At 72.0% G+C, this 21,956-nt stretch carries 19 protein-coding genes; 3 read left to right on the forward strand and 16 right to left on the reverse strand.

What is annotated here, in order from left to right:
- Window positions 1-76 precede the first annotated feature (76 nt).
- The 11 genes from mfd to DEJ31_RS04285 all read right to left on the reverse strand — a co-directional run bounded on the left by mfd (window position 77) and on the right by DEJ31_RS04285 (window position 13,253).
- Window positions 77-3,670: a transcription-repair coupling factor gene (mfd, locus tag DEJ31_RS04235; RefSeq protein WP_111121263.1), complete on the reverse strand. Its 3,594-nt coding sequence runs from the start codon at window positions 3,668-3,670 to the stop codon at window positions 77-79.
- A gap of 104 nt (window positions 3,671-3,774) precedes the next feature.
- A complete protein-coding gene (locus tag DEJ31_RS04240) occupies window positions 3,775-3,954 on the reverse strand; it encodes a hypothetical protein (protein WP_111121264.1) in 180 nt (59 codons plus the stop codon).
- Window positions 3,951-4,535: an aminoacyl-tRNA hydrolase gene (gene pth, locus DEJ31_RS04245; protein ID WP_111121265.1), complete on the reverse strand. Its 585-nt coding sequence runs from the start codon at window positions 4,533-4,535 to the stop codon at window positions 3,951-3,953. Before pth ends, DEJ31_RS04240 begins: the two co-directional genes overlap by 4 nt.
- Before the next feature lie 44 nt (window positions 4,536-4,579).
- Window positions 4,580-5,209 carry a 50S ribosomal protein L25/general stress protein Ctc gene (locus tag DEJ31_RS04250; RefSeq protein ID WP_110903357.1) on the reverse strand — a complete coding sequence of 210 codons (630 nt, stop codon included), beginning with the start codon at window positions 5,207-5,209 and terminating at the stop codon, window positions 4,580-4,582.
- A gap of 280 nt (window positions 5,210-5,489) precedes the next feature.
- The gene (locus DEJ31_RS04255) at window positions 5,490-6,464 is read right to left on the reverse strand and encodes a hypothetical protein (protein WP_111121266.1); all 975 of its coding nucleotides are present in this window, start codon (window positions 6,462-6,464) and stop codon (window positions 5,490-5,492) included.
- Between the two features lie 8 nt (window positions 6,465-6,472).
- A complete protein-coding gene (locus DEJ31_RS04260; RefSeq protein ID WP_110903359.1) occupies window positions 6,473-7,129 on the reverse strand; it encodes a response regulator transcription factor in 657 nt (218 codons plus the stop codon).
- Window positions 7,126-8,436, reverse strand: coding sequence for a sensor histidine kinase (locus DEJ31_RS04265; RefSeq protein WP_146243093.1), 1,311 nt, complete (start codon window positions 8,434-8,436; stop codon window positions 7,126-7,128). The genes DEJ31_RS04260 and DEJ31_RS04265 overlap by 4 nt, the downstream gene beginning before the upstream one ends.
- Before the next feature lie 78 nt (window positions 8,437-8,514).
- A complete protein-coding gene (locus DEJ31_RS04270) occupies window positions 8,515-9,588 on the reverse strand; it encodes a hypothetical protein (RefSeq protein ID WP_146243094.1) in 1,074 nt (357 codons plus the stop codon).
- A gap of 45 nt (window positions 9,589-9,633) precedes the next feature.
- On the reverse strand, window positions 9,634-10,869 hold the full coding sequence (gene manD / locus DEJ31_RS04275) for a D-mannonate dehydratase ManD (protein ID WP_110903404.1): 1,236 nt from the start codon (window positions 10,867-10,869) through the stop codon (window positions 9,634-9,636).
- A 306-nt stretch (window positions 10,870-11,175) separates the two neighbouring features.
- The gene (locus DEJ31_RS04280; protein ID WP_110903362.1) at window positions 11,176-11,874 is read right to left on the reverse strand and encodes a response regulator transcription factor; all 699 of its coding nucleotides are present in this window, start codon (window positions 11,872-11,874) and stop codon (window positions 11,176-11,178) included.
- Window positions 11,871-13,253, reverse strand: a complete 1,383-nt coding sequence (locus DEJ31_RS04285; protein ID WP_110903363.1) for a sensor histidine kinase — start codon at window positions 13,251-13,253, stop codon at window positions 11,871-11,873. Before DEJ31_RS04285 ends, DEJ31_RS04280 begins: the two co-directional genes overlap by 4 nt.
- Window positions 13,254-13,469: 216 nt before the next feature.
- Between DEJ31_RS04285 and DEJ31_RS04290 the strand changes: the two genes are divergently transcribed.
- Complete coding sequence (locus DEJ31_RS04290) at window positions 13,470-13,712, forward strand: SHOCT domain-containing protein (protein ID WP_258366138.1); 243 nt, start codon at window positions 13,470-13,472, stop codon at window positions 13,710-13,712.
- A 36-nt stretch (window positions 13,713-13,748) separates the two neighbouring features.
- Here DEJ31_RS04290 and DEJ31_RS04295 read toward each other — a convergent pair whose 3' ends face one another.
- Complete coding sequence (locus tag DEJ31_RS04295) at window positions 13,749-14,276, reverse strand: gluconokinase (RefSeq protein WP_110903364.1); 528 nt, start codon at window positions 14,274-14,276, stop codon at window positions 13,749-13,751.
- Between the two features lie 113 nt (window positions 14,277-14,389).
- Between DEJ31_RS04295 and gndA the strand changes: the two genes are divergently transcribed.
- Window positions 14,390-15,847: an NADP-dependent phosphogluconate dehydrogenase gene (gndA, locus tag DEJ31_RS04300; protein WP_111121269.1), complete on the forward strand. Its 1,458-nt coding sequence runs from the start codon at window positions 14,390-14,392 to the stop codon at window positions 15,845-15,847.
- A gap of 150 nt (window positions 15,848-15,997) precedes the next feature.
- On the opposite strand, the gene DEJ31_RS04305 is transcribed toward gndA, so the two are convergent.
- Window positions 15,998-16,696 (reverse strand): hypothetical protein, encoded by a 699-nt coding sequence (locus DEJ31_RS04305; RefSeq protein ID WP_111079250.1) that lies wholly within the window; start codon window positions 16,694-16,696, stop codon window positions 15,998-16,000.
- 117 nt (window positions 16,697-16,813) lie between these two features.
- Between DEJ31_RS04305 and DEJ31_RS04310 the strand changes: the two genes are divergently transcribed.
- On the forward strand, window positions 16,814-18,391 hold the full coding sequence (locus tag DEJ31_RS04310) for a molybdopterin-dependent oxidoreductase (protein ID WP_309146512.1): 1,578 nt from the start codon (window positions 16,814-16,816) through the stop codon (window positions 18,389-18,391).
- 214 nt (window positions 18,392-18,605) lie between these two features.
- Here the strand turns inward: DEJ31_RS04310 and DEJ31_RS04315 are convergent, their stop codons facing one another.
- The 3 genes from DEJ31_RS04315 to glmU all read right to left on the reverse strand — a co-directional run bounded on the left by DEJ31_RS04315 (window position 18,606) and on the right by glmU (window position 21,922).
- Complete coding sequence (locus tag DEJ31_RS04315; RefSeq protein WP_258366141.1) at window positions 18,606-19,388, reverse strand: putative protein N(5)-glutamine methyltransferase; 783 nt, start codon at window positions 19,386-19,388, stop codon at window positions 18,606-18,608.
- A 16-nt stretch (window positions 19,389-19,404) separates the two neighbouring features.
- A complete protein-coding gene (locus DEJ31_RS04320) occupies window positions 19,405-20,382 on the reverse strand; it encodes a ribose-phosphate diphosphokinase (protein ID WP_110903367.1) in 978 nt (325 codons plus the stop codon).
- Window positions 20,383-20,494: 112 nt separating this feature from the next.
- Complete coding sequence (glmU, locus tag DEJ31_RS04325) at window positions 20,495-21,922, reverse strand: bifunctional UDP-N-acetylglucosamine diphosphorylase/glucosamine-1-phosphate N-acetyltransferase GlmU (protein ID WP_110903368.1); 1,428 nt, start codon at window positions 21,920-21,922, stop codon at window positions 20,495-20,497.
- Between the last annotated feature and the right edge of the window lie 34 nt (window positions 21,923-21,956).

Raw genomic sequence — 21,956 nt, forward strand, 5'->3', positions numbered from 1 at the left:
GGACGGGAGGCCCGTGGCGGATCCACCACGGGCCTCCCGTCCGACAGGGGGACCGACGGCCGAACGATCAGACGAGTCAGACGGTCGACGCCTCTTCGCGCGCCGGCGCCCCGTAGACGGCGGTGAGGATGCTCTCCACCCAGCCGATGAGGGCGTCGTCCGGCAGGGTCTCGCCGTGCGGCTTCGGCACCGGGATGCTCGCCGCGTCCTGCTGCGGGAACCAACGCGCTCCCGGGAACATCCGCTTCAGGCGCACCTGCGCGGAGTCCGCCAGTTCCTTGCCGGCGACCCGGAGGTTGGAGCCCATCACGACGACGTCGGACAGGCCGACCTGCTGCGCCATCCGGCGGAGACGGGAGACCTCGATGAGGGTGAGGACGGCCTGCGGCGGCGTGCCGTAGCGGTCGGTGAGCTCGTCGAGGACCATGTCGATCGCCTCGGCCCGGGCGGCCGGAGCCGACGCAGCCGAGAGCTTCTGGTACGCCTCGAGGCGCAGGCGCTCGGACTCGACGTAGTCGTCCGGGATGTGCGCGTCGACCGGGATCTCGAGCCGGAGTTCGGTCTGCCCCTCGGCGACGTCACCGCGGAACTGCGACACCGCCTCGCCGATCATCCGCAGGTACAGGTCGAAGCCGACACCCGCGATGTGCCCGGACTGTTCGCCGCCGAGCAGGTTGCCGGCACCGCGGATCTCGAGGTCCTTCATCGCGACCTGCATGCCCGCGCCGAGCTCGTTGTTCGCCGCGATGGTCTCGAGCCGGTCCTGGGCGGTGTCGGACAGCGGCTTGTCGGCGTCGTAGAGGAAGTACGCGTACCCGCGCTCGCGTCCACGACCGACACGACCGCGGAGCTGGTGCAACTGCGACAAGCCGTACTTGTCGGCCTTGTCGATGATGAGCGTGTTCGCGTTCGCGATGTCCAGGCCGGTCTCGATGATCGTCGTCGACACCAGGACGTCGAAGCGGCGCTCCCAGAAGTCGACCATGACCTGCTCGAGGGCCTGCTCGCCCATCTGCCCGTGCGCGACGGCGATGCGGGCATCCGGCAGGATCTCGGCGAGGTGCGACGCGACCGACTGGATGTCCTTCACGCGGTTGTGCACGTAGAACACCTGCCCCTCCCGGAGCATCTCGCGCTTGATCGCCGCAGCGATCTGCAGGTCCGACTGCGGACCGACGAACGTCAGGATCGGGTGGCGGTCCTCCGGCGGCGTCGCGAGCGTCGACATCTCGCGGATGCCGGTCACAGCCATCTCGAGCGAGCGCGGGATCGGCGTGGCGGACATCGCCAGCACGTCCACGTTCGTCTTGAGCTTCTTGAGCTGGTCCTTGTGCTCGACGCCAAACCGTTGCTCCTCGTCGATGATGACGAGGCCGACGTCCTTGAACTGCACGTTCTGCGACAGGATCCGGTGGGTCCCGATCACGATGTCGACCGTGCCGTCGGCCAGACCCGCGAGCGTCTCCTTGGACTCCTTCTCGGTCTGGAACCGGCTGAGCGCGCGGAGGTTGACCGGGAACCCGGCGAAGCGCTCCTGGAACGTCTCCATGTGCTGGCGGACGAGCAGCGTCGTGGGCACGAGGACGGCGACCTGCTTGCCGTCCTGCACGGCCTTGAACGCGGCCCGGATCGCGACCTCGGTCTTGCCGTAGCCGACGTCACCGGAGAGCAGCCGGTCCATCGGGATCGGGCTCTCCATGTCGCGCTTGATCTCGTCGATGGTCGTCAGCTGGTCGGCGGTCTCCGCGAACGGGAACGCCTCTTCCAGCTCGCGCTGCCAAGGGGTGTCCGGGCGGAACGCGTGCCCCTTCGACGCCATGCGCGCCGAGTACAGCTTCACGAGGTCGACCGCGATGTCCCGGACGGCCTTGCGTGCCTTCGACTTCGCCGCGGACCAGTCCGAACCGCCCATCTTGGACAGGGTCGGGTTCTCGCCGCCGACGTACCGGGAGAGCTGGTCGAGCTGGTCCGTCGGCACGAAGAGCTTGTCACCGGGGTAGTTGCGCTTCGATGGTGCGTACTCGAGCACCAGGTACTCGCGCTGCTGCTTCACGGCGTTGCGGCCGCCGGAGCTGACCTCTCGGCTGACGAGCTCGACGAACTTGCCGATGCCGTGCGTCGCGTGCACGACGACGTCGCCCGGCTTGAGCTGCAGCGGGTCGACGACGTTCTTGCGGCGGCTCGCGAGCTTCTTCACGGTTCGGGCGCCCTGCTGGACGCTGCGGCCGTAGAACTCGGCCTCGCTGAACAGCGCGATCCGCGGGTCGGCGACGGAGAACCCGTGCTCGACGCTGGCGGTCGTCACGATCGCGACACCCGGCTGCGGCGGCCCGACCAGCGCTTCGGCCCGTGCCGCGACACCGGCCTCCGCCAGGACCTGGACCGCCCGCTCGACGAGCCCCTGGCCCTGCGCGGTCACCACGACGGCCCACTGGTCGTCGGTGAGCGCCTTGACGTGCGCGACGGCACCGTCTGCGCTGCCCGCGAAGCTCGGGACCGAGTCGCCTGGGACGCGGATGTACTCCCCCGCCTCGGCGACGGCGTCGGAGTCGGTGATCGGTTCGTCGGCCCCGGAGTCGAAGGGCGACACCGTCCACCAGGTGCGCTGCCCGCGGGTGTTCCTGAGCTGCTGCACCGTCATGAAGTTGCCGGCGTCGAGGTCGATCGGTGCCTGCGCCCCGGCCACCGCGGCGCTCCAGGCTGCCTGCAGGAACTCCTGGTTGGTCTCGGCCAGGCTGTGCGCACGACCGCTGACCCGCTCGGGCGAGAACACCGCGATCGTCGCCGCGTCGGGCAGGTAGTGCGTGACCGGCACGAGCTTCCGGACGAGTGCGGGTGCGAGGGACTCCATGCCCTCCACCGGGATCCCCTCGGACACCTTCGCGAGCATCTGGGACAGGTTGGGGAACTCGTGCAGCATCTCGCGTGCCCGCTGCCGGACGTCCTCGCTCAGCAGCAGTTCGCGGGAGGCGGTGAGCTCGACCGAGCCGAGGTCGTCCTCCGTCGAACGCTGGTCGGCCACCGAGAAGGCCTTGACACCGTCGATCTCGTCGCCGAAGAAGTCGACGCGCACCGGGTGGTCGGCGGTCGGCGGGAAGACGTCGAGGATGCCACCGCGGACGGCGAACTCGCCACGGCGGGTGACGAGGTCGACGCGGGCGTACGCCAGGTCGACGAGCTGCGACGCGAGTCGGCTGAGGTCGTTGCCCCGCGACCCGGTGTGCAGGACGACCGGGGCGAGTTCGGTGAGGTTGTCGGCGATCGGCTGCAGCGCGGCCCGGACGCTGGCGACGACGACGGTCGTGCGACGCTCGTCGGTGGGTGTGTCCTGCCAGCGCTGCAGTGCGCGGAGCGTGGCGATGCGGGTGCCGACGGTCTGCGGGCTGGGGCTGAGGCGCTCGTGCGGCAGGGTCTCCCACGCCGGGAACTCGAGCACGTCGGCATCCGGGATCGTGCAGCTCAGGGCGTCACGGACCGCTTCGGCTTCACGACCGGTGGCGGTGATGACGAAGGCGCACTGGGGTCCGCTCCGAGCGGCCAGCAGGGCGGCGAACAGCGGCACGCGGAGCCCGTCGACGACCGAGAAGTCGGCGTCGCGAGGAGCGGCACGGAGCGCACGATCGAAGGAGGAGGCGCGCGAGAGCGCAGGGATGAGGCCCGAGATCGTCACTCACACGATGGTACCGGGGGCCCCCGACAGCCGTCGCCCCGTGCGCGACGGGCGAACAGGAGGCGACTGGCGGAGTCGGGACGGGCCTCCCGGCCGGTCCGGGGTCAGGAGCTGCCGGGCTCCAGGTCGTCCGGCGGGGTCGTCGGCTCGCTCTCGCGAGCCTGCCCGGCCGCACGGCGGCCGAGGAAGCGCGCAGTCCCGACGAGCGTGAGGCACACGACCGCGACGACGATGATCGCGCCCATCGCGAGCGGGCTCGTCGCGAACACGACCGCGGTCGTCATGCCGGAGCGTGGAAGCGCTGCTGGGCCGCGAGCAGGCCGTCGGACACGATCGCCTCCACCGCGTCGGCGGCGTCGGCCAGCAGGTTCGGCAGCAGCTTCTTCTCGGCCGCGGAGAAGTCACGCAGCACGTAGTCCGCCGGGTCCTGACGCCCGGGGGGACGGCCGATGCCGACTCGCACGCGTGCGAACTCGTTCGTGTCCGTCGCCTTGATGACGTCGCGGATGCCGTTGTGCCCGCCGTGGCCGCCGTTGCCCTTGAGGCGCACGGTGTCGAAGGGCAGGTCGAGCTCGTCGTGGACCAGGATGAGGTCTGCGGGCGAGACGCTGTAGAAGCCGAGGACGGCCGAGACGGGGCCCCCGGAGGTGTTCATGAACGACCCGGGCTTCGCGAGGACGAGCTTCGGGCCTCCCGGCACCAGGCGCCCCTCGGCGACCTGGTTCGGGGTCTTGTGCTTCTTGAACGTGGCGCCCATCCGGGCGGCCAGTTCGTCGAGGACCATCTGGCCGACGTTGTGGCGGTTGCCCGAGTAGTCGGGCCCGGGGTTCCCGAGCCCGACCACGACGAACGTCCCCGTCGTCATGAGCGCAGCGCCATCAACGTCGACCAGATACCTGCAGAGGGGTGTTACTCGGAGACCGGCTCGGAGCCGCCCTCGGCACCGGCTTCGGCGCCGGCCTCGGCCGAGGCCTCGTCTGCGGCGTCGTCGTCTGCGGTGCCACGCGGGGTGACGATCGCGACGACCAGCGCCTCGGCGTCGGTCTCGAGCTCGGCACCCTCGGGGAGTTCGAGCTGGGCGGCGTGGATCTGCACGCCGTCCTCGAGGCCCTCGACGTTGACGGTGACGTGCTCGGGGATGTCCGTCGCGAGGACGAGCAGCGAGACGGTGTTGAGGTCCTGCACGTGGATGGTGCCTGAGAAGGACTCGCCCTCGATGACCACGGGGACGTCGACGGTGACCTTCTCGCCACGGCGCAGGACGACGAGGTCGATGTGCTCGATGATCTGGCGCACCGGGTCACGCTGGACGTCCTTGACGAGGGCGAGCTGGGCCGCACCCTCGATGTCGAGGTCGACGACCGCGTTGGCGGTACGGACGAGCAGCATCGTCTCGTGGCCCGGCAGGCTGATGTGCTGCGGCTCGGTACCGTGGCCGTAGACGACGGCGGGGATCTTGTCGGCAGCGCGGAGCTTGCGGGCCGCACCCTTGCCGAACTTGGTGCGGACTTCCGCCGCGAGCTTGGTGTAGTCAGCCATGATGCCTCCTGGTGTCGGGGACGACGCCGGAGTGCCGGCATCGGGGGGTCTGTGGTGTTGCAACTCGAACGCGTGCACGCGTGAGGAACGGTCCCAGAGTCTGGCCGGGTCTCCCACTGCGTCGATCACGGCCGCGCGTACGCGGCCCTCGCCGAAGTCCTGCGCAAGCCTACCAGTACCAGCCCGGGCGTGTCGCACCGTCCGAGCGCCCGGGCCGGCGGCAGCTCCCCCCACGTGCAGCTGCCGACGGCCCGACGCGTCCCGCGGCGAGCAGCGGAGGTCAGCGGACGCCCGCCGGCGCCTTCGGAGCGAGCCGGCGGATCGTCTCCTCCACCCGCCTGTCCACGGTCGCCTGGTCCCGGGAACCCGCCGCGAGCACCGCTGCGTCGGACGCCGTCACCCGGAGCAGCCGCCGCCACTCCGCGTCGTACAGGGCTTGCCGGTAGCCGGTGGACTCCTGGCAGGCCACGTCCTGCTCCGCGAGCCGGACTTCGGCGCGTGGAACGTCCTCGTCGTCCAGGTCCGTCACCCGGTCGACGGCGCGCATCGACGCGGTCGGCAACCCCGACGGGTCGGCCGGCAGACCCCCGGCCACCGGACCGACGGCGGCGTCCGCGAGGCAGGACCGCCAGTCGGCAGCCGCGGCGACGACGGACGGGTCCGACCGCGCCGCCACCGCTGCCAGGTAGGTGAGCCGCTTCGCGACCTGCGCGGCCGCGTCCTTCGACCCGTCGTCCCCTGTGCCGAGCGTCGACCGCGCCTCCCGGATGCACCGTTCGGAGGTCCCCGGAGGGAGGGCGTCGAACACCGCGTTGCGCTCCGTGGAGGAGCCCCACCGCCGGAAGCCCTCGTTGTTCGCTCCGGCGAGGGACGGACCGCGGTACCCCCGGGCCGAGGCCTCGTCGGCGGTCAACGGTCGGGTCTCGGCGAGGGACGGCGACGTGTTGCCCCTGGCGGCGGTCTCGTGCGCGGCGTCCTCGGCGCGGAGGCCCGCGACCGTCGCCCACGGCGGCGGGTCGTCGATCCCGGCCGCCCGGAGGCACGGCTGCTCGACGAGGTCCTCGGCGTACGAGGCCGGCCCCCACGCGAGCACGTACCCGTCGAGGGGCATCGTCCACGCGGCGACGTCCTTCGTGGTCGTCGGTCGAACAGCATGGTCGACGGGCTCCGGCAGGCCGTGCAGGACGGCTCCGCCGAGACCGGCCACGACGAGGACGAGGGTCCCGGTCTTCGCGGCCCGTTCGGTGATGCGCATGGTTCCCCCTAGGCGCGGACGAGGCCGCGTTCGTGTGCGGTGATGACGACCTGGATCCGGTTCCGCAGCCCGAGCTTGGTGAGCACCGACCGGACGTGGGTCTTGACCGTGGCCTCGCTGAGGAACACGGACGCGGCGATCTCCTGGTTGCTGAGCCCCTTGGCCACGAGCAGGAACACCTCGCGCTCACGAGCCGTGAGCGCGTCGAGGACCTCGTCCCGCCGCTCGGACTCGACGAGGGTGCCCTGGGCGCGGAGGAGGTCGAGCGCCTCGGTCTCCGTGGGTGCCGGTCGTCCCTCGTGCACGTCACGGATCGTGGCCGTGACGACCTCGGGTAACGCGTCCTTCGTCAGGAACGCCGCCGCTCCGGCACGCAGCGCGGCGAGGACCGCGTCGTCGCGCCGGATCGTCGTGAGGGCGACGACCCGCGGCCGGTCGTCACCCTGCTCGGCGAGGCGCACCATCGTCTCGATGCCGTTGAGGACCGGCATCCGGAGGTCGAGGAGCAGCACGTCCGGCCGCTCTGTCGCGCAGAGCGCGAGCGCCTCGGCGCCGTCGGCTGCCGTCCCGACGCACGTCATGTCGTCCTGGGCATCGACGAGCATCCGCATGCCCGAGGCGAACAGCCGCTGGTCGTCGACGACGGCGACGCGGATCGCCGTCACCGGGACGCTCCCGTGGCGCTCGTCCCGCCGGGTCCGGTCGCGTCGACCGCTCCGGCTCCGACGACCACCGGGAGGCCCGTGCTCGCGTCCGTCCCGGACGGTACCGTCGATCCGCCGACCGTCGGCAACCACGCGGTCACGACGTACTCGTGTTCCTCGTCCCCGACCCCGGCGCGCAGCCAACCGTCGACCAGCCGTGCGCGCTCCCGCATCCCCGACACCCCGGACCCCGGGCCGTCGAGCGCGACGAGCGGACTGCTGCCGGTGGAGGTCACGACGACCCCGAGCCCCGGCCCGCGCCAGTCCAGCACCACCCGCACGGCCGCCGTCCGGCCCTGGTGCTTCAGCACGTTCGTCAGGCTCTCCTGCACGATCCGGTGCACCGCTCCCCCGGCTTCGGCCCCGATCGGCCGTGGGTCCCCGTACTGCTCGAACACGGCCTGCATGCCGAGCTCCCGCATGTCCTCGACCAGGTGCGGGACGTCTGTCAGGCCGTGTCGGGCCTCCTGGCCCGTGCCCTGGATCCGCTCGACGAGGGCGCGGACGTCCCCGAGGGCGGTGCGGCTCACCTCGGCGATGTCCTGCAGCGCCGTGGCGGCTGGTCCGTCCCGGAGCGTGAGCGCCGCGGCACCCTGCGCCTGCGAGACGACCACGGCGAGGGAGTGCGCCAAGGAGTCGTGCACGTCCCGCGCGATGCGGGCACGCTCCTGCTCGGCGCGGAGCTCGGCGCTGGCGACCTCGGTCTCCTGCTCGGCCTCGACGACGCGGACCCGGGCGAGCCCGACGCGCCAGGTCGCACCGACCGCCACGCCGATGGCCCACGCGATGCCGCTCGCACCGGCGATCGCGAGGGCGAGGAACGCCAGGTCGGACCGTGTCCCGGAGAGCGAACCGGTCCACGCGCCCCAGACGTCCTGGTCGGCGACGGTGGGGACGACCATCGCCCAGGCCGCTGCGGAACTCGCGAGGCCGAGCGCCGGGATCGCGAGCCAGCGGAGCAGTCCGGACCGACCGGCACCGATGATGCCGACGACGATCGCGATGGCGAGGTACTCGGGCCAGGTCGTGCTCGTCGGACGGTCGAGCAGCCGGAGCGCCTGCAGGACGGGGACGACGACGACCAGACCGAGGCTCGTCGACGGCATCCAACTCGCGAGGCCGATGGTGACCGCGAAGGCCGACACCACGAGGACGTGCCCGATCAGGTCCGCGCGACCGGCCTCGGCGACGATCCACAGTGCGAGGTACACCGCACCGGCCACCGGCGCCACGAGGTGCCGGGCCCACCGGCGGAGGAAGAGGAGCATGGCGCCGAGCGTAGGGCGGGGGTCACGGCCGGAGCGAGCGGAGACAGCCGCTTTCATCCGAGTGGATGAGTGGACCGGTCAGGAGCCCGCGCGGCGGTGCCGACGGGCGGCGACGAGGGCCTCCCGGGCGCGGTCGCTCGCGGCCTCGGCGTCGTCGCGCTCCTGGCCGAGCCGGTCGGCCTCTGCGTCGAGGTCGGCTCGCTCCTGGTCGAGGGCACTGAGCTGCCGCTCGAGGTCGCGCCGACGGCGGTCGAGGTCGGTGCGGCGGTCCTCGACGTCCTCGAGGGCGGACTCCGCCTGGTCGAGGGCGGCATCGGCGTCGCGGGAGGCACGCCGTGCTGCCGCCTCGGCCTGGCGCGCAGCGCGGCGGTCGGCTGCGGGGTCGCGCTGGTCCTCGTCGGCGGCCGGGCTCTTCCGGGCGTCCGGGGCGTCCGGCTCCTCGGAGGTGTCCGGTTCGCCAGGGGCGTCCGTCTCGTCGGGCTTCTCCGCTTCGCCAGGGGTCTGCGGTTCGTCGGCGGTCTGCGGTTCGTCAGGGGTCGCCGGGACGTCCTCTGCGGCACCGGACTCGCGGGACCGGCGTGCACCGCGCCTCCCGGCCGTGATCGGGATCGGTGGGGCATCACTGCCGGACCAGGCGTCGGGGACGGCGTCCGGGACGGCGAGCGCATCCGTCAGGTCGACGTCCTCGAAGCCGACGCTCTCGAGGGGCCGGAGGAGGAGTCCCGACCGGATGGCCGCGCCGGCGTGCGGGTCGGCCATGCCCGCCTCGATGGTCGCCCGGACCTGGTCGAGCACCGCGGGCGTCGCCGGGTGACCGGCCGCCGCCGCGCGGTCGGCTCCGGTGTCGGCGAGCGCCGCCACGACCTCGGACCGCTGCTTCCGAAGCGTCGCGATCTGCTGCGGATCGGCGGAGGCCTGGGCCTGTCGGAGGGCAGGGCCGAGGTCGACGGCGTCGTCGAGCGCGTTCTCGGAGGCGAGCAGGTCGACGATCCACGCGGCCGGTGTGGGCTTCCTGAGCTTCCCGATCGCGGCCGCGAGCTCCCGGTCGTCCGTGCGGACAGCTCGTTGGCGGGTCGTCCGGTCGGCCACGAAGTCACCCGGGGCGGTGCGCAGCAACTCGCGGGCGATGTCGGCGAGCGCTGCGGAGTCCACGCCACCACTCTGCCCGTCGCCCACGGTGGGACGCCCGGGAACGGCTCACCAGTCGTGGACGGTGCCGTCGGCCAGTCGGTTGAAGGGCAGGTAGGCCTGCTCGTACGGGTACTTCCCGGCCTCGTCGACGTCGAGCGAGACGCCGATGCCGGGCTCGTCACCCGGGTGCAGGAACCCGTCCGTGAAGGTGAACGTCTGTCGGAACACCCGGTTCGTGCGGTCCCCGTGCTGCATGTACTCCTGGATGCCGAAGTTGTGGATCGCGAGCCCGAGGTGCATCTGGGCGGCCATGCCCACCGGGGAGATGTCGGTCGGCCCGTGGAACCCGGACTTCACCTGGTACATCGCGGCGTAGTCCATCGTCTTCCGCAGCGGCGTGATGCCGCCCATGTGCGTCACGGCACCGCGGACGTAGTCGATGAGCTGGTCGCGGATGAGGTCCTTGAAGTCCCAGACGGTGTTGAAGACCTCGCCGATCGCGAGCGGCGTCGTGGTGTGCTGCCGGACGAGCCGCAGCGCCTCCTGGTTCTCGGCGGGTGTGCAGTCCTCGAGCCAGAACAGGTCGTACGGCTCGAGGGACTTCCCGAGCTTCGCTGCCTGGATCGGGGTCATCCGGTGGTGCCCGTCGTGCAGGAGCGGCAGTTCCGGGCCGAACTCGTTGCGGACGGCCTCGAACACGGTCGGCAGGTGCCGGAGGTAGGCGCGGGTGTCCCAGTCCTCCATCGCCGGGAACGAGCCGCGCTGTGCCGGCTCGAAGTCGTAGCGGACGCCGGTGTTGCCCTCGGTCGTCCGGTTCGAGGCGATGCCGTAGATCGACTCCAACCCGGGCACGCCGGTCTGGACGCGGATCGACCGGTAGCCCTCGGCCTGGTGCTCGCGGATCGAGTCGAACAGCTCCGGGAGCTCCTTGCCGGAGGCGTGCCCGTACGCCATCAGCCCCGTGCGGGACGCCCCGCCGAGCAGCTGGTAGAGCGGCATTCCGGCGACCTTGGCCTTGATGTCCCAGAGCGCCATGTCGACGGCGGCGATCGCGGCCATCGTCACCGGGCCGCGGCGCCAGTACGACGAGCGGTAGAGGAACTGCCAGGCGTCCTCGATGCGGCTGGCGTCTCGGCCGATCAGCAGCGGCACGACGTGCTCGGACAGGTACGCGGCGACGGCGAGTTCGCGGCCGTTCAGGGTGGCGTCGCCGAGGCCGATGACGCCGTCGGCGGTGGTGAGCTTGAGGGTGACGAAGTTGCGGTCCGGGCTGGTGACGATGACCTCGGCGCGGTCGAGCAGCTGGCCGCGGTCCGTGCTCGCCCAGGTGTCCGGCCTGGAGGCTGGGCCTCCGCCGTCAGGTCGGGCATCGGTCGCACCGGGGGTCGGGTTCGCGGGATCGGTCACGGCGTTGTTCCTCCTCGAGGTGGGCGCGGCGGCCCTCCGCGGCGGTGCGGGTGCGTCCGACGTCCACGTGTCGAGCCTGGCACCGGCGGCGGCCGCGTGTCCACGGTCGGCGACCCGGCTCAGGCGTGACGGACGGCGGGTGTCAGGTGTCTGATGATGCTCGGACGTCGTCGAGCAGTGGTATCGATCCGGTGTTCCTGGTCATCCCGTCCACCCGGGGGTGACGAGGCCGGTCTCGTAGGCGAAGACCACGAGTTGGGCGCGGTCGCGAGCGCCGAGCTTGATCATCGCGCGGGAGACGTGGGTCTTCGTCGTGGCCGGGCTGACGAAGAGGCGCTCGGCGATCTCGGCGTTCGTGAGTCCGCTCGCGACCAGGCGCATGACCTGGCGTTCGCGGTCGGTCAGGGCGTCGAGCTCGGGAGCGAGCGCCACCGGCTTCGCGTGCGCTGCGTACGCCTCGACCAGGGAACGGGTGGGTCCGGGCGACAGCAACGACTCCCCCGCGACCACGGTGCGGATCGCCCGGAGGAGTTCGGCGGGCTCGGTGTCCTTGACGAGGAACCCGGCAGCACCACCGCGGATCGCCTCGAACACGGTGTCGTCCTCCTCGAAGGTCGTGAGGACCACCACGTGCACCGCGGCGAGCGCCGGGTCCGCGGAGATCCGCCGCGTCGCCGTGAGGCCGTCGGTCCCCGGCATGCGGATGTCCATGAGCACGACGTCGGGCAGCTCCCTCGCGGCGACCGTGACGGCACCGTCACCGTCCGACGCTTCACCGACGACCTGCATCCCGGGCTCGGCGGAGACGAGTGCGCGGAGCCCGGCCCGGATGAGGCTCTGGTCGTCCACCAACACCACCCGGATCGGGTCGGGCGTGGTGGTGGTCGAGGGCGTGGTCATCCGTCGCTCTCCTTCTGCACGGTCACGGTGCGTGCGGGTTCGCCGATGGGCAGGCGCGCGCGGACCGACCAACCGTCGTCACGTGTCGGTCCGACGGCGAGGGTGCCGCCGACGGCCGCAGCCCGCTCGTGCATCCCGACGAGGCCGTTGCCCTGACGGCTGCCGCTGCTGCGGTCCACCCGCTCGGCGTCGCTGTCCGGGCCCGCCGCACGAGCGAGGGCAGACGACGGGCGGTGCCCACGGTGCGCCTCCTCGGTCCGCGGAGCACCGGCGACGGTCGAGACGGACGACGGGACGTCGGTCACCGTGATGTCGACGACCTCGGCACCGACGTCGACCACGACCGTGGCGCGGTGGTCGGCGGCGTGCTTCATGACGTTCGTGACCGACTCCTGCACGATGCGGAACGCGTTGCGCGAGACGACGCCGGCGACGGCGTCCACCGGGCCCTCGAGGTGCAGCTCCACGTCCACTCCGGCTGCGCGGGCGCGGTCCACCAGGTCGGGGACGCGGTCGAGGCCGGCGACCGGGGCCCGGTCGGAGGTGCCGGACGGCGCGTCGACGGCTCGCAGCACGCCGAGGATCGTCCGGAGTTCCACGAGCGCCTGCTTGCTGGAGTCGCGGATGTTCAGCAACGACTCCCGCGTCTGCTCGGGCAGTTCCGCCCCGAGGTGCAGGGCCACCCCCGCCTGCAGGTTGATGAGCGACATGCTGTGGGCGACCGAGTCGTGGAGTTCCCGGGCGATGCGGACCCGCTCGGCACCGGCGCGCTGCTGCTCCACCGCGAGTCGGGCACGACGGACGTCGGCGGCGCGAGCCACGCGTACCCGGACGAGCTCGGTGACGGCGATGGTGACCGTCAGCCACGCCAGGCAGAGCGTCATCGTGGTGACGGTCGGGAAGGGCGCGCGACCGGTCAGGGTGTCCGCCGAGGGCAGGACGACCGTCGCGACCGCGGCCGCGATGTAGGTGGGGACCCGGTGGCCGCGGAACCAGGCGTTCGCGAGCGCCATGGTCAGCGCCGCGACGAACGGTCCACGCGGACTGACGACCAGGGCGTAGCCGATCGTCGTGCCGAGGGTCAGGGCCAGGACCACGACCGGCCACCGCCACCGGAAGGGCAGGACGACGATCCCGCCCACGAGCAGCACCCATGCCAGGGGCCCGAGGAACACCGGGTCGACGCCGTCACCCAGGCGTTGTGTCCACGGTGGGCCACCACCACCGACGGCACCGGGACCGGGACCGACCCCGGCTGCCCACCGGGTGGCGACGACGGTCCCGAGGATCTGCACGAGCGCCACCGGCAGCACCCGTCCCACGCGGGCGAACCGGTGTCCACCCACCGGGCGGGTGTCGGAGCGCGTGTCGGTGGTCATGCAGCGAGCCTACGGTCGGCGCTCGCTCAGGACATCGCGCACCGGGAGGGCCTGTGGACTACGCCCGACGGAGTACTCACCTGTGGAGGAACGGGCGCGGGTGGGCCGGCGGGAGCAGGTCGGAGTGGGCTCTCCTGGCGGACGCGGGTGGCGCCCCCCGGCCGACAGCCTTGTCATGTCGCGACCGCGGCACCACAACCGACCTCGGAGGTCCCCATGCTCACCACACTCGCTGCCACCGCTCCGTACTGGCACGGCGGGATGCCGTCCCACGGATTCCCCGTGTTCCCGGTGATCCTGCTCCTGCTCGTCATCGGGGCTCTCGTCTTCGGAGTCCTGCGCCGTGGTGCCGGACGGGCGATCGCCGACGCACGATCGGTGCTCGCCGACCGCTTCGCCCGCGGCGAGATCGACGCCGAGGAGTACCGCGCCCGTCGATCGGAACTCAACAGGAAGTAGGCCCGACACCCGTTCAGGCCGTCCTGCGCGGGATGCTCAGGGCAGGACGGCGAGGATCGCCGCCACCGTCTCGTCCACCGATCCGCTGATCGGGACCGCGGCCGAGGCCTCGTCCGGACCGGGACGCTCGAGCGTGGCGAACTGCGAGTCGAGCAACGAGTTCGGCATGTACTCGTGGTGCCGGTGGCTCTGCCGCTCGGCGATGAGCTCACGCGAGCCGTCGAGGAACGCGATGAACAGGTCCGGGGCGTCCTCGCGCAGGCGGTCGCGGTAAGCGCGCTTCAACGCCGAGTTCGCCATGACGCACCGGGAGCCCGACTGCTGCACGTCGGCGATGCGTGCGGAGCAGGCGTCGAGCCAGGGGCGTCGGTCCTCGTCGGTGAGGGGGATGCCGGCGTGCATCTTGTCCTTGTTCGCCTGCGGGTGCAGCCCGTCCGCGTCGACGAACTCCGCCGCCTGCCCCCGATCGACGAGTGCACGGGTCAGCGCCTCACCCACCGTCGACTTGCCGGATCCGGAGACCCCCATCACGAGCACGGGCTGGAGGACGGTCGCATCGGCCATTCCTCCACACTACGAACAGGGGGTCTCGTGATCCACAGCATGCGGAAGACCTGGGTGAGCACACGTGGCCCTGCATAGGTTGGCCATGGCCGTCCAGACACGAAGGAGTCGACGTGGCAGAGAACAACGACAAGGCGAACATCGGGGTCATCGGCCTCGCGGTGATGGGCTCGAACCTGGCGCGGAACCTCGCGTCGCGCGAAGGCAACACCGTCGCGGTCTACAACCGCACCTACGCCCGCACCGAAGAGCTCATGAACGAGCACGGCGACATGGGCTTCATCGCGTCCGAGGACATCGACGGGTTCGTGGCGTCACTGTCGAAGCCGCGCACCGCGATCATCATGGTCCAGGCCGGCAAGGGCACTGACGCGGTGATCTCGCAACTCGCCGACCGGTTCGAGGAGGGCGACATCATCGTCGACGGCGGCAACGCCAACTTCCACGACACCATCCGCCGCGAGCACGACCTGAAGGAGAAGGGCCTCAACTTCGTCGGCACCGGCATCTCCGGCGGTGAAGAAGGCGCGCTGCACGGGCCGTCGATCATGCCCGGCGGCTCGGACGAGGCGTGGGAGACCCTCGGGCCGATCCTCAAGTCGATCGCCGCCGTGGCTGAGGGTGAACCCTGCGTCACGCACGTCGGCACCGACGGCGCGGGCCACTTCGTGAAGATGGTCCACAACGGCATCGAGTACGCCGACATGCAGCTCATCGCCGAGTCGTACGACCTGCTCCGCCGCGTCGGTGGCTACAGCGTCGACCAGCTCGTGCAGGTGTTCGACGAGTGGAACAAGGGCGACCTCGAGTCCTACCTGATCGAGATCACCGGAGAGGTCCTCAAGCAGCAGGACGCCGACACCGGCAAGCCGCTGGTGGACGTCATCCGTGATGCCGCCGGTTCGAAGGGCACGGGTGTGTGGACCGTGCAGAACGCGGTCGGCCTCGGCATCCCGGTGTCCGGCATCGGCGAAGCCGTGTTCGCCCGCGCGGTGTCCTCACGCGCGACGCAGCGCGCTGCGGTGCAGGAGTCGGTGCGGGAGCGCCCGTCGATCGCCGAGGTGCCCGACACCTTCGCCGATGACGTCCGCGCCGCGCTCTACGCCTCGAAGGTCGTGGCCTACGCGCAGGGGTTCGACCTCATCATCGCCGGGGCGAAGGAGTACGACTGGGACATCGCGCTCGGGGACATGGCGAAGATCTGGCGCGGCGGCTGCATCATCCGCGCCCAGTTCCTCAACCGCATCGTCGAGGCGTACGACAAGGACCCGGAGCTCGCGTCCCTGCTCGTCGACCCGTACTTCGCGAACGCCGTCGCCGAGGGCGAAACCGCCTGGCGTCGCATCGTCGGCATCGCGGCTGCATCCGGGATCCCGGCACCCGGGTTCTCGTCGGCGCTGTCGTACTTCGACTCGTTGGCGTCGGAGCGCCTGCCCGCCGCCCTGATCCAGGGGCAGCGTGACTTCTTCGGAGCGCACACCTACCAGCGCACGGACAAGGACGGCACGTTCCACACGCTCTGGTCCGAGGACGGCCGCCCCGAGGTCGAGCAGGAGCCTTCGACGCACTGATCGCACCCGCTGCAGCCCGAGGGCCTCGTCGTCGACGGGGCCCTCGGTGCGTCCGGGGCAGCGCGGACCCGGCCCGCTCCTGGCCGAGCCGTGGTCGGCCGTCGGTGTCCAGCGAGCCGTGTTCGCCGTGTTCGCCGCGCCATGTGCGACTCAGGCGACGATGCGCTCGCGGGCCAGCCGGGCGAGCAACTCGTCCAGGCGGTCGCCGCGGCCGACCAGACGGTCGGACCCCGGGGCCGCACGGACGAAGAACGTCGCGACCGCCGTGGTGTCGTCCGGTCGGACGTAGTGCAGGACGATCGCCGGCGCGGTGCGTCGCCCGGCACCGGGGACCAGGACGTCCTCGACCCCGACGTGCACGACGCGGCTCCACCGGATGACGAGCAACCGGGTGGCGCGGCGTCCGTCGAGTTCCCACAGGGACGCCTCGGTCGCCCCGAACGCCCAGGTCACGTGCTGCGCGAGCGTGACCTCGGGGCGTGCAGCTTCCAGCGCGCCGCGCAGCTCCGGTGTGGCGGAGGCCGGCACCAGCCAGACGGTCGGGTCCACGCGCCGGACGGCCACTGCGAGCAGGTCGTCCGCTCGTCGCCGGGCGATGGCCCGCGCGCGGAGGACGGCGATGACGATGACCGTCACCCCGATCGCGACGGCGGCGACCTCGGCGATGCCGAACGCCGTCAGGTCCGCGTCCGGATCGGCGTTCACGACGATGATGCGCGCGGTCACCAGGGCTGCCCAGAGTCCGACGATCGCCCACCGCAGGGCCAGGAGCCGACGGTACGGCGACCAGCGCTCCCGGTCGCCGCGGGCACGACCAGGACCCGGAACACGGATCGGTCGCCTCGGCACGGTGACGATCCTGCCACGGCGACGGACTCCGTCGGCACGTCCATGGGTGAACGCTCCCCCAACCGGTGTCCGCACCTGGATCGCCCGTTCCCAGCGGCGCTGACCTAGCATCCGAGGGTGACCGAGCCTGACCCGCGCCTCCTCCCGCACCGTCGCTGGGCCGCCGCGCTCGTCGGGGTGATCGCCATGCTCGCGTTCCTGGCCGTCGCGGAGCTCGGCGCGCTGCTGCTCGGCGGTGCCGGCAGTCCGCTCGTCGCCGTCGGTTCGGCGGTCATCGACCTCGCGCCCCGGGCCGCGAAGGACCTCATGGTGTCGCTGTTCGGCACCGGCGACAAGGTGGCGTTGTTCGCATTGATGACGGTCATCCTGGTCGTCGTCACCGCCGGCGCCGGGGTCCTCGAGCGTCGCCGACCGCCGTACGGCGCCCTGGTCTTCGCCGCCGGCGGAGTGCTCGCCCTGCTCGCCGTCACCACCCGTTCCGGCAGCGGCACCTTCGACGGCGCACCCACCGTCCTCGGGGTGGCCGCGTCGATCATCGCCCTCCGACTCCTGCTGCAGCGCCTCCGCCGGTGGGAGGACGCCCGCGCCGTCCCGACCGCCGGTGCCGACCGCGCCGGCGGGGTCCAGCGTCGCTCGTTCATCGGCTGGGCGGTGACCACCGCAGCGGTCACGGCGGTGGTGGGGAGCGCCTCCCGGCTGGGGTCGGCGTCCCTGCAGGCCGCAGCCGCGGTCCGCCGAGCCGTGCGGTTGCCGACCCCGGCGACCACGGCGCCACCGGTGCCGAGCGGCGCGAGCCTCGACGTGACGGGCATCACGCCCTACGTCACGCCGAACGCCGACTTCTACCGGATCGACACCGCCCTCCGCGTGCCGTCGATCGACCCCGCCGACTGGTCGCTGAAGATCCACGGCGAGGTCGAGGAAGCGGTCGAGATCACCTGGGCAGAGTTGCTCGCCCTCCCCCTCGAAGAGCACATGGCCACGCTGAGTTGCGTCTCGAACGAGGTCGGCGGCGACCTGATCGGCAACGCGCTCTGGCTCGGCTACCCGATCCGGTCGCTTCTCGCCCGTGCCCGGCCGAAGCCGGGAGCCGACATGGTCCTCTCGCGGAGCATCGACGGGTTCACCGCCGGCACGCCGCTCGACGTGCTGCAGGACGCCGGGACGCAGGCGCTCGTCGCCGTCGGCATGAACGGATCGCCGCTGCCCGCCGAGCACGGGTTCCCGGCGCGACTCGTCGTCCCGGGACTGTTCGGGTACGTCTCGGCGACCAAGTGGGTGACCGAGCTCGAGGTGACGCGGTTCGCGAAGGCGCAGGGCTACTGGACGCCCCGCGGGTGGTCCGAGCGCGGGCCGGTGAAGCTCGAGTCGCGGATCGACACACCCGCCGACGGCACTTCCGTGAAGGTCGGTGACCGGGTCCCGATCGCCGGCGTCGCCTGGCAGCCGCACATCGGCGTGAAGGCCGTGCAGGTGAAGGTCGGGTCCGCCGGGTGGCAGGACGCCGAGCTCGCCGACTCCGTCTCGTCCGACACCTGGCGGCAGTGGGTCTACCGGTGGACGGCGGTCGCCGGGCAGCACGAGGTGCAGGTCCGTGCGGTCAGCGCCGAGGGCGAGGTGCAGACGAGCGTGCAGCGGCCGCCGGCACCGAACGGTGCGAGCGGCTGGCACGGGGTCACCATCTCCGCGTCCTGACGGGAGGCGCGGGTCCCCGCCGACGGGTCCGTCCCGCCGTCGAGACGCCCCCGTCTCCTTCCGGCGGCGCTGGAGTCGCGCGACGCCGTCGACTTCGGCGGCGTCGCGGGGGTTCGGCGCCGTCGCGGGGGTTCGGCGCCGTCTCGGGGGTTCGGCGCCCTCTCGGGGGTACGGCGGCGTCTCGGGAAGTCGGCGGCGTTCCGGCCCGCAGTCGTCAGGCGGCGGGGAGGGTCGCGACCACGCAAGTGCCGTCGACCTCGTCGTCGCGGGCGAGTTCGGCCGCGAAGCCGGCCGCACGGAAGAGGCCCGCGGACACCGGCGCCTGCGCTCCCGACACCTCGATGACGACGGCCCCGCCGGGCCGCAGCCACGAAGCCGCACCGGCAGCGATCCGCCGGTGCACGTCGAGGCCGTCCGCGCCGCCGTCGAGGGCGACCCGGTGTTCGTGGTCCCGGGCCTCCGGCGGCATGGTGCCGATGGCGTCGGTCGGCACGTAGGGGGCGTTCACGGTGAGCACGTCGACCTGGCCGTGGAACCGGGTCGGCAGCGGTGCGAAGAGGTCACCCGTCACGACGATCCCCCGGTCGCCGAGGTTCTCCGCTGCCACGTCGGTGGCGTCCGGGTCGATGTCGGACGCGACGAGGTCGAGCGCGCCGATCCGTTCCAGCAGCGCCATGCCGATCGCGCCGGCACCGCAGCAGAGGTCGACGACGCGGTCGTACCGGTGCAGGCGTCGGGCGGCTTCGGTGACGACGACCCGGGTCCGAGCCCGCGGCACGAACACCCCGGGTGTCACGCGGACCCGGTGCCCGTCGAACGCCGCCCAGCCCAGGACGTACTCGAGCGGCTCCCCCGCGAGGCGCCGCTGCAGCAGCCCGCGGAGCCGGGTCGGGTCGCCGTCGCCGGCAGCGAGCAGCAGGTCGGCCTCGTCCTCGGCGAAGACGCTCCCCGCCGCGCGGAGTCGGGCGGCGAGGGCGTCCCGCGGAGTCAGTGCCACGGCTGCGTCGGAGGACTCAGGCGGCGCCGTCGAACATCGACGTCACCGAGCCGTCGTCGAAGACCTCGTGGATGGCGCGGGCGATGAGCGGTGCGATCGGCAGGACCTCGAGCTTGTCCCAACGCTTCTCGTGCGGGACCGGCAGCGTGTCCGTGACGACGACGCGGTCGATGAACTCGCTCTGCAGCAGCTCGGTCGCCGGGTCGGAGAACACCGCATGGGTGGCTGCGACGACGACGCCCTTGGCCCCGCTGGCCTTGAGGGCCTCGGCCGCCTTGGCGATGGTGCGGCCGGTGTCGATCAGGTCGTCGACGAGCAGGCACCAGCGACCGGAGACGTCACCGACGATCTCGTGCACGGAGACCTGGTTCGGGACGAGCGGGTCGCGACGCTTGTGGATGATCGCCAGCGGCGCCCCGAGCTTCTCCGACCAGATGTCGGCGACGCGCACGCGACCCATGTCGGGCGAGACGACGGTCAGCGTCTCGGGGTCGAGCATCTCGCGGAAGCGCTCGAGGAGCACCGGCATCGCGAACAGGTGGTCGACCGGGCCGTCGAAGAAGCCCTGGATCTGCGGGGCGTGCAGGTCCACACTCATGATGCGGTGCGCGCCGGCGGCCTTGAACAGGTCGGCGACCAGACGGGCCGAGATCGGCTCGCGGCCACGGCCCTTCTTGTCCTGCCGGGCGTACGGGTAGAACGGCGCGACGACCGTGATGCGCTTGGCGGAAGCACGCTTCAGGGCGTCGACCATGATGAGCTGCTCCATGAGCCACTCGTTGATCGGCGCGGTGTGCGACTGGATGACGAAGGCGTCGCAGCCGCGGACCGACTCGTCGAAGCGGGCGTAGAGCTCACCGTTGGCGAAGGTCCGGGCGTCGGTCGGGACGAGGTCGACACCGAGCTCTTCCGCGATCGACTTCGACAGTTCCGGGTGCGCTCGCCCTGCGACCAGGACGAGTCGCTTCTGGCCGGTTGTCTTGATTCCGGACACGTGTGGTGCTCACTCCCTGACCCCGTGGAGGGGCCGATCTGACCCGCCGGGGCCGATGTCCTGGGCTCCGGTCGGGGCCCACCGCTGACGGCCGCGGGGACCGTCGAAGGTGTCATTCGCCTCGCGCACGCCGAGCGGACTCGGCCGCCGGGGTACCGGGTCGGTTCTCCTCGACCCATCCCTCGGTGTTGCGCTGTGGGGCGTAGCTGATCGCGAGCGACCCGGCCGGCACGTCCTTGCGGACGGTCGTGCCTGCACCGGTGTACGCCCCGTCACCAATCCTAACCGGGGCGACGAACACGTTGTGCGACCCGGTCCGGACGTCGGAGCCGATGACGGTGCGGTGCTTGTGGACGCCGTCGTAGTTCGCCGTGATGGTGTTCGCGCCGATGTTGGAGTCCTCGCCGACCTCGGTGTCGCCGATGTAGGACAGGTGCGGCACCTTGCTGCCGCGGCCGATCACGGCGTTCTTCGTCTCGACGAAGGTCCCGATCTTGCCCCGCTCGCCCAGGATCGTGCCGGGCCGCAGGTAGGCGAAGGGTCCGACCGAGGCGCCCTCCCCGATGACCGCGAGGGTGGCGTCGACCCGGTTCACGGTGGCGCCCGCCCCGACCTCGGTGTCCCGCAGCGTGGTGCCAGGCCCGACGACGGCGCCGGTGGCGATCGCCGTCGCACCGAGGAGCTGGGTGTCGGGCAGCAGTTCGGCATCGGGTTCGATCGTGACGTCGAGGTCGATCCACGTCGAGGCGGGGTCCTGCACGCTGACCCCGGCCAGCTGGTGCCGGCGGACGATCCGGGCGTTGAGCTCCCGCGCCGCGTCGGACAGCTGCGCGCGGTCGTTGACGCCGGCGACGAGCCACGGGTCGGTCAGCGTGACGACGTCCACCCGGCCACCGCGGGCGGCGATGAGTGCCGGGACGTCGGTGATGTACTTCTCACCCTGGGCGTTCTCGGTCGTCAGGGACGGCAGCACGGCGCGCAGCTCGGTGACGTCGAAGGCGTAGATGCCGGCGTTGGCCTCGGTGATCTGCAGCTGCTCCGGTGTGGCGTCCTTGTGCTCGACGACCCCGGCGAACGACCCGTCGGCATCGCGCACGATCCGCCCGAGTCCGGTCGGATCGGGAGCGATCGCACTGACGAAGGTGGCGCCGTGGCCACCACCGCCGTGGGCGTTGACGAGGGTGCGCAGGCTCTGCGCGTCGAGCAACGGGACGTCGCCGGAGAGCACCACGACGACACCGTCGAAGTCGGCGGGGAGCGCGTCCACCGCGACCTCGACCGCACGCCCGGTCCCCGGGACGTCGTCCTGGTCCACCAGGAGGGCGTCGGGGGCTCGCTCGGTGATCTCGGCAGCGACGCGGTCGCGCTCGTGCCGCACCACGACAGCGACGTGCTCCGGAGACAGCGACTCCGCGGTCCGGAGCACGTGGGCGATGAGGGGCAGGCCGGCGAGCCGGTGCAGCACCTTGGGGAGCGAGGACTTCATGCGTGTGCCCTGCCCGGCGGCGAGGACGACGACGGCGATCCGCTGGTCGGTCATGCGTCCCATCCTGGCGCACTGCCCCGGCCGCGGC

The sequence above is a fragment of the Curtobacterium sp. MCPF17_031 genome (assembly GCF_003234035.1).
GTDB lineage: Bacteria > Actinomycetota > Actinomycetes > Actinomycetales > Microbacteriaceae > Curtobacterium.

Bases quoted from the DNA above. Each gene is read 5' to 3' on its own strand.
- DEJ31_RS04240 (WP_111121264.1), bottom strand. From the start codon at position 3,954: ATGACGACCGCGGTCGTGTTCGCGACGAGCCCGCTCGCGATGGGCGCG.
- pth (WP_111121265.1), bottom strand. From the start codon at position 4,535: ATGACGACGGGGACGTTCGTCGTGGTCGGGCTCGGGAACCCCGGGCCC.
- DEJ31_RS04250 (WP_110903357.1), bottom strand. From the start codon at position 5,209: ATGGCTGACTACACCAAGCTCGCGGCGGAAGTCCGCACCAAGTTCGGC.
- DEJ31_RS04255 (WP_111121266.1), bottom strand. From the start codon at position 6,464: ATGCGCATCACCGAACGGGCCGCGAAGACCGGGACCCTCGTCCTCGTC.
- DEJ31_RS04265 (WP_146243093.1), bottom strand. From the start codon at position 8,436: ATGCTCCTCTTCCTCCGCCGGTGGGCCCGGCACCTCGTGGCGCCGGTG.
- DEJ31_RS04280 (WP_110903362.1), bottom strand. From the start codon at position 11,874: ATGACCACGCCCTCGACCACCACCACGCCCGACCCGATCCGGGTGGTG.
- DEJ31_RS04285 (WP_110903363.1), bottom strand. From the start codon at position 13,253: ATGACCACCGACACGCGCTCCGACACCCGCCCGGTGGGTGGACACCGG.
- DEJ31_RS04290 (WP_258366138.1), top strand. From the start codon at position 13,470: ATGCTCACCACACTCGCTGCCACCGCTCCGTACTGGCACGGCGGGATG.
- DEJ31_RS04295 (WP_110903364.1), bottom strand. From the start codon at position 14,276: ATGGCCGATGCGACCGTCCTCCAGCCCGTGCTCGTGATGGGGGTCTCC.
- glmU (WP_110903368.1), bottom strand. From the start codon at position 21,922: ATGACCGACCAGCGGATCGCCGTCGTCGTCCTCGCCGCCGGGCAGGGC.